The sequence below is a fragment of the Streptococcus sp. 714 genome, assembly GCF_013277115.1.
Lineage (GTDB): Bacteria > Bacillota > Bacilli > Lactobacillales > Streptococcaceae > Streptococcus.
In genome coordinates, this window is record NZ_VMMH01000028.1 from 21,839 (window position 1) to 42,224 (window position 20,386).

Annotated in this window: 21 protein-coding genes, 1 pseudogene and 1 other annotated feature; of the genes and pseudogenes, 21 read left to right on the forward strand and 1 reads right to left on the reverse strand. The window is 40.7% G+C overall.

Translation table 11 applies throughout. The features are described 5' to 3' along the window. The first annotated feature begins 39 nt into the window (after nt 1-39). From HT718_RS08840 to HT718_RS08880, 9 genes and pseudogenes are all read left to right on the forward strand, one after another. Nucleotides 40-610: pseudogene (locus HT718_RS08840) on the forward strand (GNAT family N-acetyltransferase). 67 nt (nt 611-677) lie between these two features. Further along, complete coding sequence (locus tag HT718_RS08845) at nt 678-1,316, forward strand: helix-hairpin-helix domain-containing protein (protein WP_173268228.1); 639 nt, start codon at nt 678-680, stop codon at nt 1,314-1,316. Continuing rightward, the gene (locus tag HT718_RS08850) at nt 1,300-3,540 is read left to right on the forward strand and encodes a DNA internalization-related competence protein ComEC/Rec2 (protein WP_173268229.1); all 2,241 of its coding nucleotides are present in this window, start codon (nt 1,300-1,302) and stop codon (nt 3,538-3,540) included. Before HT718_RS08845 ends, HT718_RS08850 begins: the two co-directional genes overlap by 17 nt. A gap of 72 nt (nt 3,541-3,612) precedes the next feature. Next, nucleotides 3,613-3,744, forward strand: a sequence feature (ribosomal protein L20 leader region). Nucleotides 3,745-3,759: 15 nt separating this feature from the next. Continuing rightward, a complete protein-coding gene (infC, locus tag HT718_RS08855) occupies nt 3,760-4,290 on the forward strand; it encodes a translation initiation factor IF-3 (RefSeq protein ID WP_000848180.1) in 531 nt (176 codons plus the stop codon). 32 nt (nt 4,291-4,322) lie between these two features. Next, nucleotides 4,323-4,523 (forward strand): 50S ribosomal protein L35, encoded by a 201-nt coding sequence (gene rpmI, locus HT718_RS08860; protein WP_001125943.1) that lies wholly within the window; start codon nt 4,323-4,325, stop codon nt 4,521-4,523. Nucleotides 4,524-4,574: 51 nt separating this feature from the next. After that, nucleotides 4,575-4,934, forward strand: a complete 360-nt coding sequence (gene rplT, locus HT718_RS08865; RefSeq protein WP_000124834.1) for a 50S ribosomal protein L20 — start codon at nt 4,575-4,577, stop codon at nt 4,932-4,934. 56 nt (nt 4,935-4,990) lie between these two features. Then, nucleotides 4,991-5,371 carry a VOC family protein gene (locus HT718_RS08870; RefSeq protein WP_000157153.1) on the forward strand — a complete coding sequence of 127 codons (381 nt, stop codon included), beginning with the start codon at nt 4,991-4,993 and terminating at the stop codon, nt 5,369-5,371. A gap of 248 nt (nt 5,372-5,619) precedes the next feature. After that, the gene (locus tag HT718_RS08875; protein ID WP_001070084.1) at nt 5,620-6,420 is read left to right on the forward strand and encodes a dihydroorotate dehydrogenase electron transfer subunit; all 801 of its coding nucleotides are present in this window, start codon (nt 5,620-5,622) and stop codon (nt 6,418-6,420) included. Next, nucleotides 6,383-7,369 carry a dihydroorotate dehydrogenase gene (locus HT718_RS08880; protein WP_173268230.1) on the forward strand — a complete coding sequence of 329 codons (987 nt, stop codon included), beginning with the start codon at nt 6,383-6,385 and terminating at the stop codon, nt 7,367-7,369. The genes HT718_RS08875 and HT718_RS08880 overlap by 38 nt, the downstream gene beginning before the upstream one ends. Nucleotides 7,370-7,547: 178 nt before the next feature. Here the strand turns inward: HT718_RS08880 and pavA are convergent, their stop codons facing one another. Continuing rightward, nucleotides 7,548-9,203, reverse strand: coding sequence for an Rqc2 family fibronectin-binding protein PavA (gene pavA / locus HT718_RS08885; RefSeq protein ID WP_173268231.1), 1,656 nt, complete (start codon nt 9,201-9,203; stop codon nt 7,548-7,550). 104 nt (nt 9,204-9,307) lie between these two features. Between pavA and ybeY the strand changes: the two genes are divergently transcribed. The 12 genes from ybeY to HT718_RS08945 form a co-directional block, all read left to right on the forward strand. Beyond that, nucleotides 9,308-9,805: an rRNA maturation RNase YbeY gene (gene ybeY / locus HT718_RS08890; RefSeq protein WP_000275156.1), complete on the forward strand. Its 498-nt coding sequence runs from the start codon at nt 9,308-9,310 to the stop codon at nt 9,803-9,805. After that, the gene (locus HT718_RS08895) at nt 9,786-10,181 is read left to right on the forward strand and encodes a diacylglycerol kinase (RefSeq protein ID WP_153195647.1); all 396 of its coding nucleotides are present in this window, start codon (nt 9,786-9,788) and stop codon (nt 10,179-10,181) included. The genes ybeY and HT718_RS08895 overlap by 20 nt, the downstream gene beginning before the upstream one ends. Nucleotides 10,182-10,197: 16 nt before the next feature. Then, a complete protein-coding gene (era, locus tag HT718_RS08900) occupies nt 10,198-11,097 on the forward strand; it encodes a GTPase Era (protein WP_173268232.1) in 900 nt (299 codons plus the stop codon). A 48-nt stretch (nt 11,098-11,145) separates the two neighbouring features. Then, complete coding sequence (mutM, locus tag HT718_RS08905) at nt 11,146-11,970, forward strand: DNA-formamidopyrimidine glycosylase (protein WP_153195651.1); 825 nt, start codon at nt 11,146-11,148, stop codon at nt 11,968-11,970. Beyond that, a complete protein-coding gene (gene coaE / locus HT718_RS08910) occupies nt 11,970-12,575 on the forward strand; it encodes a dephospho-CoA kinase (RefSeq protein ID WP_173268233.1) in 606 nt (201 codons plus the stop codon). Before mutM ends, coaE begins: the two co-directional genes overlap by 1 nt. After that, entirely contained in the window at nt 12,562-13,761 is a 1,200-nt protein-coding gene (locus tag HT718_RS08915) for a multidrug efflux MFS transporter (RefSeq protein WP_173268234.1), read from the forward strand. Before coaE ends, HT718_RS08915 begins: the two co-directional genes overlap by 14 nt. Then, nucleotides 13,761-13,910: a 50S ribosomal protein L33 gene (gene rpmG / locus HT718_RS08920; protein WP_001809104.1), complete on the forward strand. Its 150-nt coding sequence runs from the start codon at nt 13,761-13,763 to the stop codon at nt 13,908-13,910. Before HT718_RS08915 ends, rpmG begins: the two co-directional genes overlap by 1 nt. Before the next feature lie 39 nt (nt 13,911-13,949). Then, a complete protein-coding gene (gene secG / locus HT718_RS08925; protein ID WP_000282517.1) occupies nt 13,950-14,183 on the forward strand; it encodes a preprotein translocase subunit SecG in 234 nt (77 codons plus the stop codon). A gap of 100 nt (nt 14,184-14,283) precedes the next feature. Further along, nucleotides 14,284-16,638, forward strand: a complete 2,355-nt coding sequence (rnr, locus tag HT718_RS08930; RefSeq protein ID WP_173268235.1) for a ribonuclease R — start codon at nt 14,284-14,286, stop codon at nt 16,636-16,638. Next, nucleotides 16,601-17,068 carry an SsrA-binding protein SmpB gene (smpB, locus tag HT718_RS08935; protein ID WP_001051750.1) on the forward strand — a complete coding sequence of 156 codons (468 nt, stop codon included), beginning with the start codon at nt 16,601-16,603 and terminating at the stop codon, nt 17,066-17,068. Before rnr ends, smpB begins: the two co-directional genes overlap by 38 nt. 14 nt (nt 17,069-17,082) lie before the next feature. After that, entirely contained in the window at nt 17,083-17,943 is an 861-nt protein-coding gene (tehB, locus tag HT718_RS08940) for an SAM-dependent methyltransferase TehB (RefSeq protein WP_173268236.1), read from the forward strand. Nucleotides 17,944-18,190: 247 nt separating this feature from the next. Continuing rightward, nucleotides 18,191-20,386, forward strand: a 2,196-nt coding sequence (locus tag HT718_RS08945) for a YSIRK-type signal peptide-containing protein (RefSeq protein ID WP_173268237.1), incomplete at its 3' end; no start/stop codon positions are given.

Below are 20,386 nucleotides of genomic sequence, written 5' to 3' on the forward strand. Positions count from 1 at the left end.
GCTAGACTGGTAGAAAATATTTTTAAATGGAGGAGAAGTATGGAATCAATCTTTTTAAAACTATCCCAGTATCCAATAATGGAGACAGAGCGTTTATTGCTTAGACCTGTAACCTTGGATGATGCGGAAGCAATGTTTGACTATGCCTCGGACAGAGAAAATACGCGTTACACTTTTCCAACCAATCAAAGCTTGGAAGAAACCAAGAATAATATTGCTCAGTTCTACTTGGCCAATCCCCTTGGGACGCTGGGGAATAGAACTAAAAAGCAATGGCAAATTTATCGGAACCATTGATTTGCACAAGATTGATCCTGCTCTTAAGAAGGCAGCTATTGGCTACATTATCAATAAAAAGTATTGGAATCAAGGATTAACGACAGAAGCCAATCGTGCCGTAATTGAGCTAGCTTTTGAGAAGATAGGGATGAATAAGTTGACTGCCCTTCACGATAAGGCTAATCCCGCGTCAGGAAAGGTCATGGAGAAATCAGGAATGCATTTTTCTCACGAAGAAGCTTATGCTTGTATGGACCAGAATGAAGAAGGCCGAATCGTGACAAGAGTTCATTATGTCTTGACCAAGGAAGACTATTTTGCAAATAAATAAGCAGTTGAGAAGAAATTTTCAACTGTTTTTTCTTCCTCTTACGAATAATCTAAGAGAGGAGAAAAATATGGAATCAATTATCGAGAAAATCAAAGAGTATAAAATCATTGTCATCTGTACTGGTCTGGGCTTGCTTGTAGGCGGATTTTTCCTGCTAAAGCCAGATTCACAAACACCTGTCAAGGAAACGAATTTGCAGGCAGAAGTTGTAGCTGTTTCCAAGGATTCATCGACCGAAAAGGAAGTAAAGGAAGAATCGGTTGAACAAGATTTAATCACAGTAGATGTGAAGGGTGCTGTTAAATCGCCAGGTATTTATGACTTGCCAGTAGGTAGTCGAGTTAATGATGCGGTTCAAAAGGCTGGTGGCTTGACAGAGCAAGCAGACAGCAAGTCGATCAATCTAGCTCAGAAAGTCAGTGATGAGGCTCTGGTTTACATTCCAACTAAGGGGGAAGAAGCAGCTAGTCAACAGACTGGTTCTGGGACGGCTTCTTCAACGAACAAGGAAAAGAAAATCAATCTCAACAAGGCCAGTCTGGAAGAACTCAAGCAGGTCAAAGGCTTGGGAGGAAAACGTGCTCAGGATATTATCGACCATCGTGAAGCAAATGGGAAATTCAAGTCGGTTGATGAACTTAAGAAGGTCTCTGGCATTGGTGCCAAGACCATAGAAAAGTTAAAAGACTATGTTACAGTGGATTAAGAATTTCCCCCTTCCCCTAATCTATCTGAGTTTTCTATTGCTTTGGCTTTACTACGCTATTTTCTCAGCATCCTATCTTGCTTTGTTGGGTTTCGTTTTTCTGCTAATCTGTCTTTTTTTCCAATTTGCTTGGAAATCTGCTAGTAAAGTTCTAATAATTTGTGGAGTCTTTGGCTTTTGGTTTCTGTTTCAAAATTGGCAACAGAGTCGAGTGAGTCAAAATTTGGTGGATTCTGTTGAAAGGCTACGGATTTTGCCTGACACTATTAAGGTCAATGGTGATAGTCTGTCCTTTCGTGGTAAGTCTCATGGACGCATTTTTCAAGTCTATTATAAACTCCAATCCGAGGAGGAGAAAGAAGCCTTTCAATCTTTAACAGCCCTTCATGACTTGGAACTAGAAGGAAAGCTTTCGGAGCCAGAAGGGCAGAGAAATTTTGGTGGTTTTGACTACCAATCCTATCTGAAGACTCAGGGAATTTACCAGACTCTCAATATCAAAAGAATCCAGTCGCTTCAAAAAGTTGGCAGTTGGGATATAGGTGAAAATCTGTCAAGTTTACGTCGAAAGGCTGTGGTTTGGATTAAGAAACATTTTCCAGATCCTATGCGGAACTACATGACAGGACTCTTACTAGGACATCTGGACACCGACTTTGAGGAGATGAATGAGCTTTATTCTAGTCTAGGAATTATCCATCTTTTTGCCTTGTCGGGTATGCAGGTAGGGTTTTTCATGGACGGATTTAAGAAACTTCTCTTGCGATTGGGCTTGACCAAAGAAAAGTTGAAGTGGCTGACTTATCCCTTTTCCCTTCTCTATGCTGGTCTGACAGGATTTTCAGCTTCGGTCATTCGTAGTCTCTTGCAAAAGTTACTGGCTCAACATGGTGTAAAGGGATTGGATAATTTTGCCTTGACGGTTCTTGTTCTCTTTATCATCATGCCCAATTTTTTCCTGACAGCAGGAGGAGTCTTGTCCTGCGCTTATGCTTTTATCTTGACCATGACCAGCAAAGAAGGGGAGGGGCTTAAGGCTGTTGCTAGAGAAAGTCTAGTCATTTCCTTGGGAATATTGCCCATTTTATCTTTCTATTTTGCAGAATTTCAGCCATTGTCCATCCTCTTGACCTTTGTCTTTTCCTTTCTATTTGACTTGGTCTTCTTACCGCTCTTGTCCATCTTATTTGCACTTTCCTTTCTCTATCCAGTCATTCAGCTGAATTTTATTTTTGAGTGGTTGGAGGGGATTATTCGCTTGGTATCGCAGGTGACAAGTAGACCTCTGGTCTTTGGACAACCCAATGCATGGCTTTTAATCTTATTGTTAATTTCCTTGGCTTTGGTCTATGATTTGAGGAAAAACATTAAAAGGCTAGCAGTGTTGACCTTATTGATTACAGGGCTCTTTCTTCTGACCAAGCATCCACTGGAAAATGAAATTACCATGCTAGATGTTGGGCAAGGTGAGAGTATTTTCCTACGGGATGTAACCGGTAAGACCATTCTCATAGATGTCGGTGGCAAGGCAGAATCTGATAAGAAAATAGAAAAATGGCAAAAAAAGACGATGACCAGCAATGCCCAGCGAACCTTAATCCCCTATCTTAAAAGTCGAGGAATATCTAAGATTGATCAGCTGATTTTAACCAATACGGACAAGGAACATGTTGGAGATTTGTTGGAGGTGACCAAGTCTTTTCATGTCGGAGAGATTTTAGTATCAAAAGGCAGTTTGAAACAGAAGGAATTTGTGGCAGAACTACAGGCGACTCAAACCAAGGTGCGTAGTGTGACAGTAGGAGAGAACTTGCCAATTTTCGGAAGTCAGTTAGAAGTCCTATTTCCAAGGAAAATTGGAGATGGAGATCATGAAGACTCCCTAGTTCTGTATGGAAAACTACTGGATAAGAACTTTCTTTTTACAGGAAATATGGAGGAGAAAGGAGAGAAGGACATGCTGAAGCACTATCCAGACTTGAAAGTTGATGTCTTGAAAGCTGGCCAACATGGCTCTAAAAACTCATCAAGTTCAGCCTTTTTAGAACAACTCAAACCAGAGATTGCCCTCATCTCAGTTGGAAAGAGTAATCGAATCAAACTACCCCATCAGGAAACCTTGACACGACTGCAAGGTATCAATAGCAAAGTTTACCGAACTGACCAGCAAGGAGCTATACGCTTTAAAGGGTGGAATAGTTGGAAAATCGAAACAGTTAGTTAATGAACACAAACTTTTCAAAAAAATAACTTTTTATCTTGACAAGGGCTAGAAAACTTGGTATCATATAAAAGTTGAGAAAAGCAGAAGTGAGAGCTTCTCGCCTTGTGACATTAAGTTGCCTGGCCCTACGGATGAAAAGTTTCTAAGAAACGCTATCATAACGTGCGGGCTTGTATATTTACGAGTCCGCTATTGTTTTTCTCTAATAAAACAAAAGAGGTGAAAACCATAGCAAAGCAAGACTTATTCATCAATGATGAGATTCGTGTACGTGAAGTTCGCTTGATTGGTCTTGAAGGAGAACAGCTAGGCATCAAGCCACTCAGTGAAGCGCAAGCTTTGGCTGATAACGCTAATGTTGACCTAGTATTGATTCAACCCCAAGCCAAACCGCCTGTTGCAAAAATTATGGACTACGGTAAGTTCAAATTTGAGTACCAGAAGAAGCAAAAAGAACAACGTAAAAAACAAAGTGTTGTTACTGTGAAAGAAGTTCGTCTAAGTCCAACTATTGACAAGGGTGACTTTGATACAAAACTTCGCAATGCACGCAAATTCCTTGAAAAAGGAAATAAAGTTAAGGTATCTATTCGCTTTAAGGGTCGTATGATTACCCATAAAGAGATTGGTGCAAAAGTTTTAGCCGAGTTTGCTGAAGCAACTCAAGATATTGCCATCATCGAACAACGTGCTAAAATGGATGGACGTCAAATGTTCATGCAATTGGCGCCAGCGACTGACAAAAAATAATTGTCAGAAAGTTAAATAAAGGAGAAAAAATCATGCCAAAACAAAAAACACACCGCGCATCAGCTAAACGTTTCAAACGTACAGGTTCTGGTGGACTTAAACGTTTCCGTGCTTACACTTCTCACCGTTTCCACGGAAAAACTAAGAAACAACGTCGTCATCTTCGTAAAGCATCTATGGTGCATTCAGGAGACTACAAACGTATCAAAGCAATGCTTACTCGCTTGAAATAATAGTTTGACTGTAAGTAAACAATTCTAGGAAATATTTGGAGGAAATAAAACATGGCACGTGTTAAAGGTGGCGTTGTATCACGCAAACGTCGTAAACGTATTCTTAAATTAGCAAAAGGTTACTATGGAGCTAAACACATCTTGTTCCGTACTGCAAAAGAACAAGTAATGAACTCTTACTACTATGCATACCGTGACCGTCGTCAGAAAAAACGTGACTTCCGCAAATTGTGGATCACTCGTATCAACGCGGCAGCTCGTATGAACGGACTTTCATACTCACAATTGATGCATGGTTTGAAATTGGCTGAGATCGAAGTTAACCGTAAAATGCTTGCTGACTTGGCTGTTAACGATGCAGCAGCTTTCACAGCTCTTGCAGATGCAGCTAAAGCAAAACTTGGTAAATAATAACTGATGAGACTGGAACAGGATTGTCCAGTCTTTTTAAAAATAAAGGAGAAAATATGGCTTCAAAAATGTTACACACTTGCTTGCGAGTAGAAAATCTTGAAAAATCAATCGCATTTTATCAAGATGCATTTGGTTTTAAAGAATTGCGTCGCAGAGATTTTCCAGACCATGCCTTCACAATTGTCTATCTAGGACTTGAGGGTGACGACTATGAGTTGGAGTTGACTTATAACTACGATCATGGTCCTTATGTGGTGGGAGATGGATTTGCCCATATCGCTCTCAGTACACCTGATCTTGAGGCGCTTCATCAAGAGCACAGTGCCAAAGGCTATGAAGTTACTGAGCCAAATGGCCTACCAGGAACTGCACCTAACTATTACTTTGTCAAAGACCCTGATGGCTACAAGGTTGAAGTCATTCGTGAAAAATAATCTCGTGAGGTCAAGTAGAATGTTCGTTTTCTACTTGACTTTTTTTAGCTGAAAGAGTATACTAGTAAAAATTTAACCTTTAAGGGGAGTCCAGAGAGACTCACAAGGTGTCAGATAAAAGAATAGTGCAATTTTCTAGAGGAGACTTTTTGAGTGTGCTCTCTTGTGTTGTACGATTTTAACTGAGGCCTTGCACTAGCAAGGTCTTTTCTTTGTCTGGTCCCCTTAAAATTTAAGGAGGAAAAGTCATGAATCCCACATGTAAGAAACGTTTGGGTGCAATTCGTTTAGAAACCATGAAGGTGGTAGCACAGGAGGAAATCGCACCAGCAATCTTTGAATTAGTCCTAGAAGGAGAAATGGTTGAAGCTATGCGAGCAGGCCAATTTTTACATCTGCGTGTGCCTGATGACGCCCATCTTTTGCGTCGCCCTATTTCAATTTCGTCTATCGATAAGGTTAAGAAGCAGTGTCATCTCATTTATCGGATTGAGGGAGCTGGGACAGCTATTTTCTCAACCTTAAGTCAGGGAGATACTCTTGATGTGATGGGCCCTCAGGGGAATGGTTTTGACTTGTCTGACCTTGATGAGCAGAGCCAGGTACTCCTTGTTGGTGGTGGGATTGGTGTTCCGCCCTTGCTTGAGGTGGCCAAGGAATTGCATGAGCGTGGTGTGAAAGTAGTAACAGTTCTTGGTTTTGCCACTAAGGATGTTGTTATTCTCGAAAAGGAATTGGCTCAATATGGTCAGGTCTTTGTAACGACAGATGATGGTTCTTATGGCATCAAGGGAAATGTTTCCGTTGTCATCAATGACTTAGATAGTCAGTTTGATGCTGTTTACTCATGTGGGGCGCCTGGAATGATGAAGTATATCAATCAAACCTTTTATGACCACCCTAGAGCCTATCTATCTCTGGAATCTCGTATGGCTTGTGGGATGGGGGCTTGTTATGCGTGCGTCCTAAAAGTACCAGAAAGCGAGACGGTTAGCCAACGCGTCTGTGAAGATGGCCCTGTTTTCCGCACAGGAACAGTTGTATTATAAGGAGAAAATTATGACTACAAATCGTTTACAAGTTTCTCTACCTGGTTTGGATTTGAAAAATCCCATTATTCCAGCATCAGGCTGTTTTGGTTTTGGACAAGAGTATGCCAAGTACTATGATTTAGACCTTTTAGGTTCTATTATGATCAAAGCGACAACTCTTGAACCCCGTTTTGGCAATCCAACTCCAAGGGTGGCAGAGACACCCGCTGGTATGCTCAATGCAATCGGTTTGCAAAATCCTGGTTTGGAAGTTGTTTTGGCTGAAAAGTTACCTTGGCTAGAAAGAGAGTATCCAAATCTTCCTATTATTGCTAATGTGGCTGGTTTTTCAAAACAAGAGTATGCGTCTGTTTCTCATGGTATTTCCAAGGCAGCTAATGTGAAGGCTATTGAGCTCAATATTTCTTGTCCCAACGTAGATCACTGTAATCATGGACTCTTGATTGGTCAAGATCCAGATTTAGCCTATGATGTGGTGAAAGCAGCTGTGGAAGCCTCTGATGTACCAGTTTATGTCAAACTAACTCCTAGTGTGACGGATATCGTTACTGTCGCAAAAGCTGCAGAAGATGCGGGAGCAAGTGGCTTGACTATGATTAATACTCTGGTTGGAATGCGTTTTGACCTCAAAAGCAGAAAACCAATCTTGGCCAATGGAACAGGTGGAATGTCTGGTCCAGCAGTCTTTCCAGTAGCCCTCAAACTCATCCGACAAGTTGCCCAAACAACAGACCTGCCCATCATTGGAATGGGGGGAGTAGATTCGGCAGAAGCTGCCCTAGAAATGTATATTGCTGGAGCATCTGCCATTGGAGTTGGAACAGCCAACTTTACCAATCCATATGCCTGTCCTGATATTATCGAAAATTTACCAAAGGTTATGGATAAATATGGTATCAGCAGTCTAGAAAATCTACGCAAGGAAGTAAAAGAGTCTCTGAGGTAAACTGTAATTAATCTGTTTTATAGGAAAGTGAAGCTGGAATAGTGTATTATTGTTTCGAAAATATTGTTAGAAACTAATTTGATTTTCTCAATCTATTTGTTCATATTTTATTTCATTTCACTATAGAATTTTTAATGATTAGTAAGTAAACAAGCCAAAAATCCTGATTTCAAGTAAATCAGGATTTTTTCATGGATGCGATTTTTTCTGGATCTGGTGTGACACGGAGGGTCTTTTGTCCGGTATAGGTTACAAAACCGGGTTTTCCACCTGTTGGTTTGTTGAGTTTCTTGACTTCAATCATATCTACCTGAACCAGATTTGACAGGCGACCTTGAGAGAAGTAGGCGGCTAGCTCTGCTGCGTCTGTTTTGACTTCATCAGATGGGTCAAGATTTCCTGAGATGATAACATGGCTTCCAGGAATGTCCTTGGCATGGAACCAAAGTTCCTCCTTGCGGGCCATTTTAAAGGTTAGTTCCTCATTTTGTAGGTTGTTTCGGCCGACATAGATGATGGTTTTGCCATCGCTGGCCAGATACTGTTCTGGTTTTTTGCGTTTCTGGATTTTCTCCCGCTGTCTTCTGCGGATAAAACCAGTTTGAATCAATTCTTCACGGATTTCAGCGATTTCTTCCAGTCCAGCTTGGTTGAGAACAGTTTCCACACTTTCCAGATAGAGAATGGTTGCCTTGGTTTCCTCAATCAGATCAGTCAAGTATTTGACAGCTTCTTTTAGTTTCTGATACCGTTTAAAATAGCGTTGGGCATTTTGGTTGGGAGTCAAGGCCTTATCAAGTGCAATCGTGATAGGTAGATTGGTATAGTAGTTGTCTAGGATAACCTGGTCTTGGTCGTTAGGCACTTGATGGAGGAAGGTTGTTAGCAATTCCCCTTTTTGGCGAAATTCTTCAGCGTTGTCTGTCGCCAGTAACTCTTTTTCTTGTTTTTTCAGCTTATGGCGATTTTTTTGAAGTTCATTTTCAACACGACGAATGAGTTCACTGGCTTGCTGTTTGACGCGGTCGCGTTCAGCCTTGTCCTTATAGTAGGTGTCCAGCAAATTAGAAAGACTAGTAAAAGGCTCTCCCACCTGATTTGCAAAAGGAACTGGACTGAAGGAAGTCTCAGTCAAGCATGGTTTGGTTTCTTGATTGAAAAAGTTACGGAAAGTAGACAGTTTATCACTAATCAGAATGTTTTCCAATTCATTTGCAGTATCGCGTCCCAGACCTTGAAAGAGGGTTTGAAGGTTTTTGGCTGTCGTTTCCTGTGTTTGTAGGATTTCAAAGAGCTTTTCATCCTTGATCGTAAAAGGATTGAGAGATTCCGTACTTGGCGGAGCGATATAGGTCGACCCAGGAAGCAAGGTGCGGTAGCTATTTTGTGAAAAGCCGACGTGTTTAATGACTTCGAGGATTTTGTGGCTACTTTTATCAACCAGTAGAATATTACTGTGTTTGCCCATAATTTCGATAATCAAGGTAGCCTGGATATGGTCTCCAATCTCGTTTTTATTGGAAACGGTGATTTCCACAATACGGTCATTTTCCACTTGCTCAATCGACTCAATCAGGGCACCCTGCAAATACTTTCTCAAAACCATGATAAAGGTAGAAGGTTGGGCTGGATTTTCAAAAGTCGTTTGGGTCAGCTGAATGCGTCCAAAAACTGGATGGGCAGAAAGGAGCAGGCGATGGCTTTGGCGATTGCTGCGAATTTGCAAGACCAACTCTTGTTCAAAAGGTTGATTGATTTTCTGGATGCGACCATTCACTAATTCTCTTCGCAATTCCTCAACCATGTGGTGTAAAAAAAATCCGTCAAATGACATCGTTCTCTCCTTGTGATTGTATTCCATAGTATTATATCAAAAAGGTAGAATAAAATCATGGAAATGTGGTATAATAAAGCCAAGTAAAGAGAAACGAGAAGCACATGTATATTGAAATGGTAGATGAAACTGGTCAAGTTTCAAAAGAAATGTTGCAACAAACCCAAGAAATTTTGGAATTTGCAGCCCAAAAATTAGGCAAAGAAGACAAGGAGATGGCAGTCACTTTTGTGACCAATGAGCGTAGTCATGAACTCAATCTGGAGTACCGTGACACGGACCGCCCGACAGATGTTATCAGTCTTGAATATAAACCAGAGTTGGAAATTGCCTTTGACGAAGAGGATTTGCTTGAAAATCCTGAATTGGCAGAGATGATGTCTGAGTTTGATGCCTATATTGGGGAACTTTTCATCTCTATCGATAAGGCTCATGAGCAGGCCGAGGAATACGGTCACAGCTTTGAGCGTGAGATGGGCTTCTTGGCAGTACACGGCTTTTTACATATCAATGGCTATGATCACTACACTCCGGAAGAAGAAGCGGAGATGTTCGGTTTACAAGAAGAAATTTTGACAGCCTATGGACTCACAAGACAATAAACGAAAATGGAAAAATCGTGACCTGATATCTAGTTTAGAATTTGCTCTCACAGGAATTTTGACTGCAATCAAGGAAGAACGCAATATGCGAAAACATGCAGTGACGGCTCTTGTAGTCATTCTTGCAGGTTTAGTTTTTCAGGTGTCACGAATCGAATGGCTCTTTCTCCTATTGAGCATTTTCTTGGTAGTAGCTTTTGAAATTATCAATTCTGCTATTGAAAATGTGGTGGATTTGGCCAGTCACTATCACTTTTCCATGCTGGCTAAAAATGCCAAGGATATGGCGGCTGGCGCGGTATTAGTGGTCTCTCTTTTCGCAGCCTTAACAGGCGCATTGATTTTTCTCCCACGAATCTGGGATTTATTATTTTAAACAGTAAGAGGAAATTATGACATTTAAATCAGGCTTTGTAGCCATTTTAGGACGTCCCAATGTTGGGAAGTCAACCTTTTTAAATCACGTTATGGGGCAAAAGATTGCCATCATGAGTGACAAGGCGCAGACAACGCGCAACAAAATTATGGGAATTTACACGACTGATAAGGAACAAATCGTCTTTATTGATACGCCAGGGATTCACAAGCCTAAAACGGCTCTTGGAGATTTCATGGTCGAATCCGCCTACAGCACTCTCCGTGAAGTAGATACAGTTCTCTTTATGGTTCCAGCTGATGAAGCGCGTGGTAAGGGGGACGATATGATTATCGAGCGTCTGAAAGCTGCTAAGGTTCCTGTGATTTTGGTGGTCAATAAGATTGATAAGGTTCATCCTGACCAGCTATTGTCTCAAATTGATGATTTCCGTAATCAGATGGATTTCAAGGAAATTGTTCCTATTTCGGCCCTTCAGGGGAATAATGTCTCACGTTTAATCGATATTCTCAGTGAAAATCTTGAGGAAGGTTTCCAATATTTCCCAGCGGATCAAATTACAGACCACCCAGAGCGATTCTTGGTATCCGAAATGATTCGTGAGAAAGTATTGCACCTTACTCGTGAGGAAATTCCACACTCAGTTGCAGTAGTGGTGGACTCTATGAAACGAGACGAGGATACAGACAAGGTTCATATTCGAGCAACTATCATGGTCGAACGTGATAGCCAAAAAGGGATTATCATCGGTAAAGGTGGTGCTATGCTTAAGAAAATTGGTAGTATGGCACGTCGTGATATCGAACTCATGCTAGGAGACAAGGTTTTCCTAGAAACATGGGTCAAGGTAAAGAAAAACTGGCGCGATAAAAAGCTAGATTTGGCTGACTTTGGCTATAACGAAAAAGAATATTAAGAAGAGGTCGGCACTAGCCTGCTTCTTGTTTTTAGAGAAGGAGGAGTTATGCCTGAATTACCTGAGGTTGAAACCGTTCGTCGTGGATTAGAAAAATTGATTTTGGGAAAGAAGATTTCGAGTGTAGAAATTCGCTATCCCAAGATGATTAAGACAGATTTGGACGAGTTTCAAAAGGAAGTGCCTGGCCAAGTTGTTGAGTTAATGGGGCGCCGTGGAAAATATTTGCTTTTTTACCTGACAGACAAGGTCTTGATTTCCCATCTGCGGATGGAGGGCAAGTATTTTTACTATCCGGACCAGGTTCCTGAACGCAAGCACGCCCATGTTTTCTTCCGGTTTGAAGATGAGGGCACGCTTGTTTATGAGGATGTACGCAAGTTTGGTACTATGGAACTCTTGGCGCCTGATCTTTTGCAAGCCTACTTTATTTCTAAAAAATTAGGACCTGAACCAAGCGAACAAGACTTTGATTTGCAGGTCTTTCAAGCTGCCCTAGCTAAGTCTAAAAAGCCTATCAAATCCCACCTTTTAGACCAGACCTTGGTAGCTGGCCTTGGTAATATCTATGTAGATGAGGTTCTCTGGCGAGCTCAGATTCATCCAGCAAGACCTTCTCATACTTTGACGGCAGAAGAAGTAACAGCCATTCATGACCAGACCATTGCTGTTTTGGGACAGGCTGTTGAAAAAGGTGGCTCGACCATTCGGACCTATACCAATGCCTTTGGGGAAGACGGAACCATGCAGGATTTTCATCAGGTCTATGACAAGGCTGGTCAAAAATGCTCACGCTGTGGAACTGTGATTGAGAAAATTCAACTAGGCGGACGTGGAACCCACTTTTGTCCAAACTGTCAAAGGAGGGACTGATGGGAAGAATCATCGGAATCACTGGGGGAATTGCCTCTGGTAAGTCAACCGTGACAAATTTTCTAAGACAGGAGGGCTTTCAAGTGGTGGATGCTGACGCAGTCGTCCACCAACTACAGAAACCTGATGGTCGTCTATTTGAGGCTCTAGTCCAGCATTTTGGTCAAGAAATAATCCTTGAAAATGGAGAACTCAATCGCCCTCTCCTAGCTAGGCTCATCTTTTCAAATCCTCAAGAACAAGAATGGTCTAAGCGAATCCAAGGAGAGATTATTCGTGAAGAGTTGGCTACTTTGAGAGACCAGTTGGCTCAGACAGAAGAGATTTTCTTCATGGATATTCCCCTGCTTTTTGAACAAGACTACAGCGCTTGGTTTGATGAGACGTGGTTGGTATATGTGGACCGAGATGTCCAAGTAGAACGTCTAATGAAAAGAGACCACTTGTCCAAAGAAGAAGCGGAGTCTCGTCTGGCAGCCCAGTGGCCTTTAGAGAAAAAGAAAGATTTAGCCAGCCATATTCTTGACAACAATGGCAATCAGGAACAGCTTCTCACTCAGGTGGTCTCCCTGTTTGAGGGAGGTCAGCAAGATGACAGAGATTAACTGGAAGGATAATCTGCGCATTGCCTGGTTTGGTAATTTTCTGACAGGAGCCAGTATTTCCTTAGTTGTGCCTTTTATGCCCATCTTTGTGGAAAATTTAGGTGTAGGGAGTGATCAAGCTGCTTTTTATGCAGGTTTAGCTATTTCTGTCTCTGCCATTTCTGCAGCACTTTTCTCTCCTATCTGGGGCATCCTTGCTGACAAATACGGTCGAAAACCCATGATGATTCGGGCCGGCCTGGCCATGACTATCACTATGGGAGGCTTGGCCTTTGTCCCAAATATCTATTGGCTAATCTTTCTTCGTTTACTGAATGGTGTATTTGCGGGTTTTGTTCCTAATGCAACAGCCTTGATAGCCAGTCAGGTTCCCAAGGAGAAATCAGGCTCTGCCTTAGGTACTTTGTCTACAGGCGTAGTTGCAGGTACTCTAACTGGTCCTTTTATCGGGGGCTTTATCGCAGAATTATTTGGCATTCGTACGGTTTTCTTACTGGTTGGTAGTTTTCTGTTCTTAGCCGCTATTTTAACTATTTGCTTTATCAAGGAAGATTTTCAACCAGTAGCCAAGGAAAAGGCCATTCCAACAAAGGAATTGTTTACATCAGTTAAATATCCATATCTATTGATTAATCTCTTTCTAACTAGTTTTGTCATCCAATTTTCAGCCCAATCGATTGGCCCTATTCTGGCTCTTTATGTGCGTGACTTAGGGCAGACAGAGAATCTTCTTTTTGTCTCTGGTTTGATTGTGTCCAGTATGGGCTTTTCCAGCATGATGAGTGCAGGAGTTATGGGCAAGCTAGGTGACAAGGTGGGCAATCATCGTCTCTTGGTTGTCGCCCAGTTTTATTCAGTTATCATCTATCTTCTCTGTGCCAATGCCTCTAGTCCCCTTCAACTAGGACTCTATCGTTTCCTCTTTGGCTTGGGAACCGGTGCGCTGATACCTGGTGTCAATGCCCTTCTCAGCAAAATGACTCCCAAAGCCGGCATTTCGAGAGTCTTTGCCTTTAATCAGGTATTCTTTTATCTGGGAGGTGTCGTTGGTCCCATGGCAGGTTCTGCAGTAGCAAGACAATTTGGCTACCATGCAGTTTTTTATGCGACAAGCCTTTGTGTTGCCTTTAGTTGCCTCTTTAACCTGCTTCAATTTCGAACATTATTAAAAGTAAAGGAAATCTAGTGCGAGTAAAAATTAATCTAAAATGCTCCTCTTGTGGCAGTATCAATTACCTAACCAGTAAAAATTCAAAAACTCATCCAGACAAGATTGAGGTTTTAAAGTATTGTCCCAAGGAAAGAAAAGTAACCCTACATCTTGAATCTAAGTAGATTTTATGGTAAAATAATAAGGATTTTAAGGAGTTTGATATGTATAACCTATTATTAACCATTTTATTAGTATTATCTGTTGTGATTGTGATTGCGATTTTCATGCAACCAACCAAAAACCAATCCAGCAATGTATTTGATGCCAGCTCAGGTGATTTGTTTGAACGCAGTAAAGCACGCGGTTTTGAAGCTGTAATGCAGCGTTTGACAGGGATTTTAGTCTTTTTCTGGCTAGCCATTGCCTTAGCATTGACGGTATTATCAAGTAGATAAGAAAATAATGGGCAGGACTAGGTCTTTGCCTCTTTTTATTTTTAAAGGATGTTTGAAAAGGTTTTACAGTAAAAGAAAAGAAAAAATCTAGAAAGAAAATATGAAAGATAGAATAAAAGAATATTTACAAGATAAGGGAAAGGTGACTGTCAATGACTTGGCTCAGGCTTTGGGAAAAGACGAGTCCAAGGATTTTCGTGAGTTGATTAAAACCTTGTCCCTAATGGAAAGAAAGCACCAGATACGCTTTGAGGAAGATGGTAGTCTGACTTTGGAAGCCAAGAAAAAACATGAGATTACTCTCAAGGGGATTTTTCATGCCCATAAAAATGGCTTTGGTTTTGTCAGCCTAGAAGGGGAAGAGGACGACCTTTTTGTAGGAAAAAACGATGTCAACTATGCTATTGATAGTGATACCGTTGAGGTCGTCATTAAGAAAGTTGCTGACCGCAATAAGGGAACCGCAGCAGAAGCCAAAATTATTGATATCCTAGAACACAGTTTGACAACAGTTGTCGGTCAAATCGTTCTAGATCAGGAAAAACCTAAGTATGCGGGTTACATCCGTTCAAAAAATCAGAAAATCAGTCAACCAATTTATGTTAAGAAACCAGCCCTAAAACTAGAAGGAACAGAAGTTCTCAAGGTCTTTATTGACAAATACCCAAGCAAGAAACATGATTTCTTTGTTGCTAGTGTCCTAGATGTAGTGGGGCATTCAACGGATGTCGGAATTGATGTCCTTGAGGTTTTGGAGTCTATGGATATTGTATCCGAGTTTCCAGAAGCTGTTGTCAAGGAAGCAGAAAGTGTGCCTGATGTTCCATCTCAAAAGGATATGGAAGGCCGTCTGGACTTGAGAGATGAGATTACTTTTACCATTGACGGTGCTGATGCCAAGGACTTGGATGACGCAGTTCACATCAATGCTTTGAAAAATGGCAATATCGAACTCGGAGTTCACATTGCAGATGTTTCCTACTATGTGACCGAGGGGTCTGCCCTGGACAAGGAAGCCCTTAACCGTGCGACTTCAGTCTATGTGACAGACCGAGTGGTGCCAATGCTTCCAGAGCGTTTGTCAAATGGCATCTGCTCCCTCAATCCTCATGTTGACCGTCTAACTCAGTCAGCCATCATGGAGATTGATAAACATGGTCGTGTGGTTAATTACACCATCACACAAACGGTTATCAAGACAAGCTTCCGTATGACCTATAGCGATGTCAATGATATCTTAGCGGGCGACGAAGAAAAAAGACAAGAATATAAGAAAATTGTTCCAAGTATCGAACTCATGGCCAAGCTTCATGAAACTTTAGAAAACATGCGTATGAAACGTGGAGCCCTCAATTTTGATACCAATGAGGCTAAGATTTTAGTGGATAAAAAGGGTAAGCCTGTTGATATCGTTCTTCGTCAGCGTGGTGTTGCTGAGCGCATGATTGAATCCTTTATGTTGATGGCTAATGAAACAGTTGCCGAGCATTTCAGCAAGCTGGATTTACCTTTCATCTATCGAATTCATGAGGAGCCAAAGGCTGAAAAGGTTCAGAAGTTTATTGATTATGCTTCAAGCTTTGGCTTGCGTATTTATGGGACCGCCAGTGAGATTAGCCAAGAAGCTCTCCAAGACATCATGCGTACTGTTGAGGGAGAGCCTTATGCGGATGTATTGTCTATGATGCTCCTACGCTCCATGCAGCAGGCTCGTTATTCGGAGCACAATCACGGTCACTATGGATTAGCAGCAGATTACTATACTCACTTTACTAGTCCTATTCGTCGTTATCCAGACCTTCTTGTTCACCGTATGATTCGGGATTACGGCCGTTCTAAGGAAATAGCAGAGCATTTTGAGCAAGTGATTCCAGAGATTGCGACCCAGTCTTCCAATCGTGAGCGTCGTGCTATCGAGGCCGAGCGTGAAGTCGAAGCCATGAAAAAGGCTGAGTACATGGAAGAGTACGTAGGTGAAGAATACGATGCGGTTGTATCAAGTATTGTCAAATTCGGTCTTTTTGTTGAATTGCCAAACACAGTTGAAGGTTTGATTCACATCACCAATCTACCTGAGTTCTACCACTTCAACGAACGTGATTTGACCCTGCGTGGGGAGAAATCGGGTACAACCTTCCGTGTAGGTCAACAGATTCGTATTCGGGTTGAAAGAGCGGATAAGATGACAGGTGAAATTGACTTTTCATATATCCCAAGTGAGTTTGATGTGATTGAAAAAGGATTGAAACAGTCTAATCGTAATGATAGAGGGCGTGGTTCAAGTCGTCGTTCAGATAAGAAGGAAGACAAAAGAAAATCAGGACGCTCAAATGATAAGCGCAAGCATTCACAAAAAGACAAGAAGAAAAAAGGAAAGAAACCTTTTTATAAGGAAGTAGCTAAGAAAGGAGCCAAGTATGGCAAAGGGCGAGGGAAAGGTCGTCGCACAAAATAAAAAGGCGCGTCACGACTATACAATCGTAGATACGCTAGAGGCAGGGATGGTCCTGACAGGAACTGAAATCAAGAGTGTACGAGCTGCTCGAATCAATCTCAAGGATGGCTTTGCCCAAGTAAAAAATGGAGAAGTTTGGTTGAGCAATGTTCATATCGCTCCTTACGAAGAGGGCAATATCTGGAACCAGGAACCAGAACGTCGTCGCAAACTCCTGCTCCATAAAAAGCAAATCCAAAAATTGGAACAAGAGACCAAAGGGACAGGAATGACCCTGGTTCCTCTTAAGGTTTATATCAAAGATGGTTATGCTAAACTCCTTTTAGGACTTGCTAAAGGGAAACATGACTATGATAAACGGGAGTCTATCAAGCGACGTGAGCAGAATCGCGATATTGCGCGCGTGATGAAAGCAGTCAACCAGCGATAAAAAGAGGAATGAAGATGGAAAAACTAGTTGCCTATAAACGCATGCCTTTGTGGACTAAAGAAACCATGCCAGAGGCTGTTCAGCAGAAACACAATACCAAGATTGGGACTTGGGGGAAAATTACTGTTTTAAAAGGAACTCTCAAGTTTATTGAATTGACAGAGGATGGGGAGGTTCTAGCTGAACACCTATTTGAAGCAGGGGCTGACAATCCCATGGCACAACCACAAGCCTGGCACCGAGTGGAGGCTATAACAGACGATGTGGAATGGTACTTGGAATTTTATTGTAAACCTGAGGATTATTTCCCTAAGAAATACAATACCAATCCTGTTCATTCAGAGGTTCTAGAGGCAATGCAGACAGTAAAACCAGGGAGAGCCTTGGATTTGGGTTGTGGTCAAGGCCGTAATGCACTCTTTCTAGCCCAGCAAGGTTTTGATGTGACAGCAGTAGATCAAAATGAGCTTTCTCTTGAAATCTTGCAAAGTATTGTAGAGCAAGAAGACCTGGACATGCCTGTAGGTCTTTACGATATCAATTCAGCCAGCATTGGACAAGAATATGATTTTATCGTTTCAACAGTTGTTTTGATGTTTTTGCAAGCAGACTGCATTCCTGCAATTATCAAAAATATGCAGGAGCATACCACTGTTGGTGGCTATAATCTTATCGTCTGTGCCATGGACACGGAAGATTATCCTTGCTCAGTGAACTTCCCATTCACATTTAAAAAGGGAGAATTGGCATACTATTACAAGGACTGGGAATTGGTTAAGTACAATGAAAATCCAGGTCATTTGCATCGTCGCGATGAGAATGGCAATCGTATTCAACTACGCTTTGCGACCATGCTAGCTAAAAAAATCAAATAAACATGTATGAAGGTTGGGGAATTTCCTGATCTTTTTTAAAATGCTAAATGTTATAAAAATGTAATATTTCTGACCATATGATTTTTATTTCAAAAAAATATATAATTATATTAAAAAAGCTCATTAATATATATATATATACGAATAAAATTATAATAGATTAAAAAATATGGAAAATGTTCTATTGAATTTTTATAGTAAAAGAGTATCATATAATGTGATAAAATATTTTTTTGGAGGAAATTAAATGTTTCATAAAGGTAAACACAATCGTGAAAAGCAATTACGTTTTTCTATTCGTAAGGTCAGCTTTGGTGCAGCTAGTGTCGCAGTAGCTGCCTTGTTCATGTTTTTAGGAAATGGAGCAGTATCTGCTGCAGAGCAAGGTGTGCCTTCAACTAATGGGGAGACTCAAGCACCGCAACCTAAAGATCAGAATGTCCAGAATGGGACCTACGAAGGGAACACAGTAGCAACTAGTCCTGCTGCAACAGTAGAGACAAATACTCAACCTTCAACAGTTGAAAATAGTCCTTCTCCAGAATCAGCACCTCAGAAGGTGGAGACTCTAGATAAGAAGGAATTGACAGATTTAATCAAAGAAATTGATGGAAAGTTTGCTAAAGGAACCTATGCTACTAAGACAGAAGAAAGCGTTAATAATCTTAGAACTGTCTTAGAAGAAGCAAGAACAACTTTAAATAATGCGAAAACACCAGCTGAATTAACACAAGCACAAGCTAAATTAGTTACAGCAACAACAAAATTACAAACAAAACCAGAAGAGAAAAAAGAAGTCGCAGCAGTAGATACGACAAATGGAAAAGCTACTGTAGGTAAAAAAGCAACAAATACTGAGAAATCTTCAGAATCTAACTCGATTGCAAACTCAGGTTCTAGAGATGAACGTAATGGAAAAGAAATGGATAAAAATAATCCATTCCGTACAGATACAACTCCTAGCACGACAGATGATCCATCAGCAAATCAAACGTATACATTACCAGAAGATAGTGCGAGTGTTGATGAATTAGCTAATAAATTAAAGGGATTGGACTCTTCTATAAGAAATGAAACTAAATTAGCTTCTATTGACGAAGTTGGACGTCTTAAGAGTGTACAGCCTGGAAAAATACAAGAAATCGATGAATTTGGTGGTTGGTCAGCAATAACAGCAGATGGAAATAAAGGGAAATTTGCTATTGCACGAAAAACTGATGCGGGAGTATATCCTATTGAGACAGTGAACGTTACCAGAACAGGAGCGGGTGAGAATCGAAAATATGTAGTACACGTTCAAGAAAATGCATTTGATCGTTCAAATAAATATGCTCTATTTCTTTCTAAAGTTAGAACGTATGAAACTAAAAATGAAAAAACATTTGATGAACAGCCATTTAAAGATGTAGATACTAATGGTGGTGTAGGAGAAGGTCCTCAAATATCTAGAGGGCTAAAAGGGTTCAATGGAATAGAAAAAACTTATAAAGCCTATTCTCCATCAACAGGAACAGGGATAAATATTTCATTTAAAACAGGATTTACAGGAGATATTGACGGTGTCAAAGCTGGGTATAAAGTTGAGGTAATTGCAAAATTTAAAGATGGGCGTACAGAATCTATCTATAATGAAAGTTTCCTTCCAACTGATTCTATAAATAATGGAACTAAGCATGTAGTATCAGTTGATGCAAAAGATAGCGTTAAATTTGAAGTTAAAATCTCCTCAAAACCGTCAACTGATGATTTTAACCAACAGTTAGCGAAATACAAAAATAGTCAAGAAAATAAAACAGGTAGTTTTACTAGTAAAACTATTGATTTACCTAAAGGAGCTATAGAGTATACAGTTCGAATTAGCGCTTCTGATAATTCTAAATTAGGAATGGGATATCAAACTGTATGGTCTCAATATGCATTACCTGTAACAGGAACAGGCTTTTCAATCGAACAAGATACAAAGAATGTTGCGAAGGATTTACTACAGAGAATATATAATAAATTAATAGAACAAAAATCAGAAGATACTAAGTGGTCTACTCCTGAAACTAAGGCTGCTTATGAAACAAAATTGACAGAGATTAAGAATTTACTTAGTTCAGAAATAAGTACCACAAGTAATTATAAAGAATCTGCTAAGTCACTTATTGAAAAATATAACTCTTTGAACAATAGAGATACAATTGTTGCAGCAGCGAAAGCCGCTTTAGCTCAAGCAGTAGAGGCAGAGAAGAATGAAATCAATGCCGATAACAGTTTGACAAGTACAGAAAAAGCAGAAAAAGTTAAGGCTGTAGAAGCTAAGAAAACAGAAGAAGAAGCTAAGATTGCGGCAGCAGAAAACGCTGATAAAGTAGCTGAAGCTAAAACAGCAGGTGAAGCAGCAGTTAAAGCAGTTCATGACAATGGTGACTTAGAAGCAGTTAAGACAGCAGCGAAAGCC

What these genes read in the sequence shown, in the direction of transcription:
- HT718_RS08845 (WP_173268228.1), top strand. Translation starts at nt 678, where the DNA reads ATGGAATCAATTATCGAGAAAATCAAAGAGTATAAAATCATTGTCATC.
- HT718_RS08850 (WP_173268229.1), top strand. Translation starts at nt 1,300, where the DNA reads ATGTTACAGTGGATTAAGAATTTCCCCCTTCCCCTAATCTATCTGAGT.
- rpmI (WP_001125943.1), top strand. Translation starts at nt 4,323, where the DNA reads ATGCCAAAACAAAAAACACACCGCGCATCAGCTAAACGTTTCAAACGT.
- rplT (WP_000124834.1), top strand. Translation starts at nt 4,575, where the DNA reads ATGGCACGTGTTAAAGGTGGCGTTGTATCACGCAAACGTCGTAAACGT.
- HT718_RS08870 (WP_000157153.1), top strand. Translation starts at nt 4,991, where the DNA reads ATGGCTTCAAAAATGTTACACACTTGCTTGCGAGTAGAAAATCTTGAA.
- HT718_RS08875 (WP_001070084.1), top strand. Translation starts at nt 5,620, where the DNA reads ATGAATCCCACATGTAAGAAACGTTTGGGTGCAATTCGTTTAGAAACC.
- HT718_RS08880 (WP_173268230.1), top strand. Translation starts at nt 6,383, where the DNA reads ATGGCCCTGTTTTCCGCACAGGAACAGTTGTATTATAAGGAGAAAATT.
- pavA (WP_173268231.1), bottom strand. Translation starts at nt 9,203, where the DNA reads ATGTCATTTGACGGATTTTTTTTACACCACATGGTTGAGGAATTGCGA.
- ybeY (WP_000275156.1), top strand. Translation starts at nt 9,308, where the DNA reads ATGTATATTGAAATGGTAGATGAAACTGGTCAAGTTTCAAAAGAAATG.
- HT718_RS08895 (WP_153195647.1), top strand. Translation starts at nt 9,786, where the DNA reads ATGGACTCACAAGACAATAAACGAAAATGGAAAAATCGTGACCTGATA.
- era (WP_173268232.1), top strand. Translation starts at nt 10,198, where the DNA reads ATGACATTTAAATCAGGCTTTGTAGCCATTTTAGGACGTCCCAATGTT.
- mutM (WP_153195651.1), top strand. Translation starts at nt 11,146, where the DNA reads ATGCCTGAATTACCTGAGGTTGAAACCGTTCGTCGTGGATTAGAAAAA.
- coaE (WP_173268233.1), top strand. Translation starts at nt 11,970, where the DNA reads ATGGGAAGAATCATCGGAATCACTGGGGGAATTGCCTCTGGTAAGTCA.
- HT718_RS08915 (WP_173268234.1), top strand. Translation starts at nt 12,562, where the DNA reads ATGACAGAGATTAACTGGAAGGATAATCTGCGCATTGCCTGGTTTGGT.
- secG (WP_000282517.1), top strand. Translation starts at nt 13,950, where the DNA reads ATGTATAACCTATTATTAACCATTTTATTAGTATTATCTGTTGTGATT.
- rnr (WP_173268235.1), top strand. Translation starts at nt 14,284, where the DNA reads ATGAAAGATAGAATAAAAGAATATTTACAAGATAAGGGAAAGGTGACT.
- smpB (WP_001051750.1), top strand. Translation starts at nt 16,601, where the DNA reads ATGGCAAAGGGCGAGGGAAAGGTCGTCGCACAAAATAAAAAGGCGCGT.
- tehB (WP_173268236.1), top strand. Translation starts at nt 17,083, where the DNA reads ATGGAAAAACTAGTTGCCTATAAACGCATGCCTTTGTGGACTAAAGAA.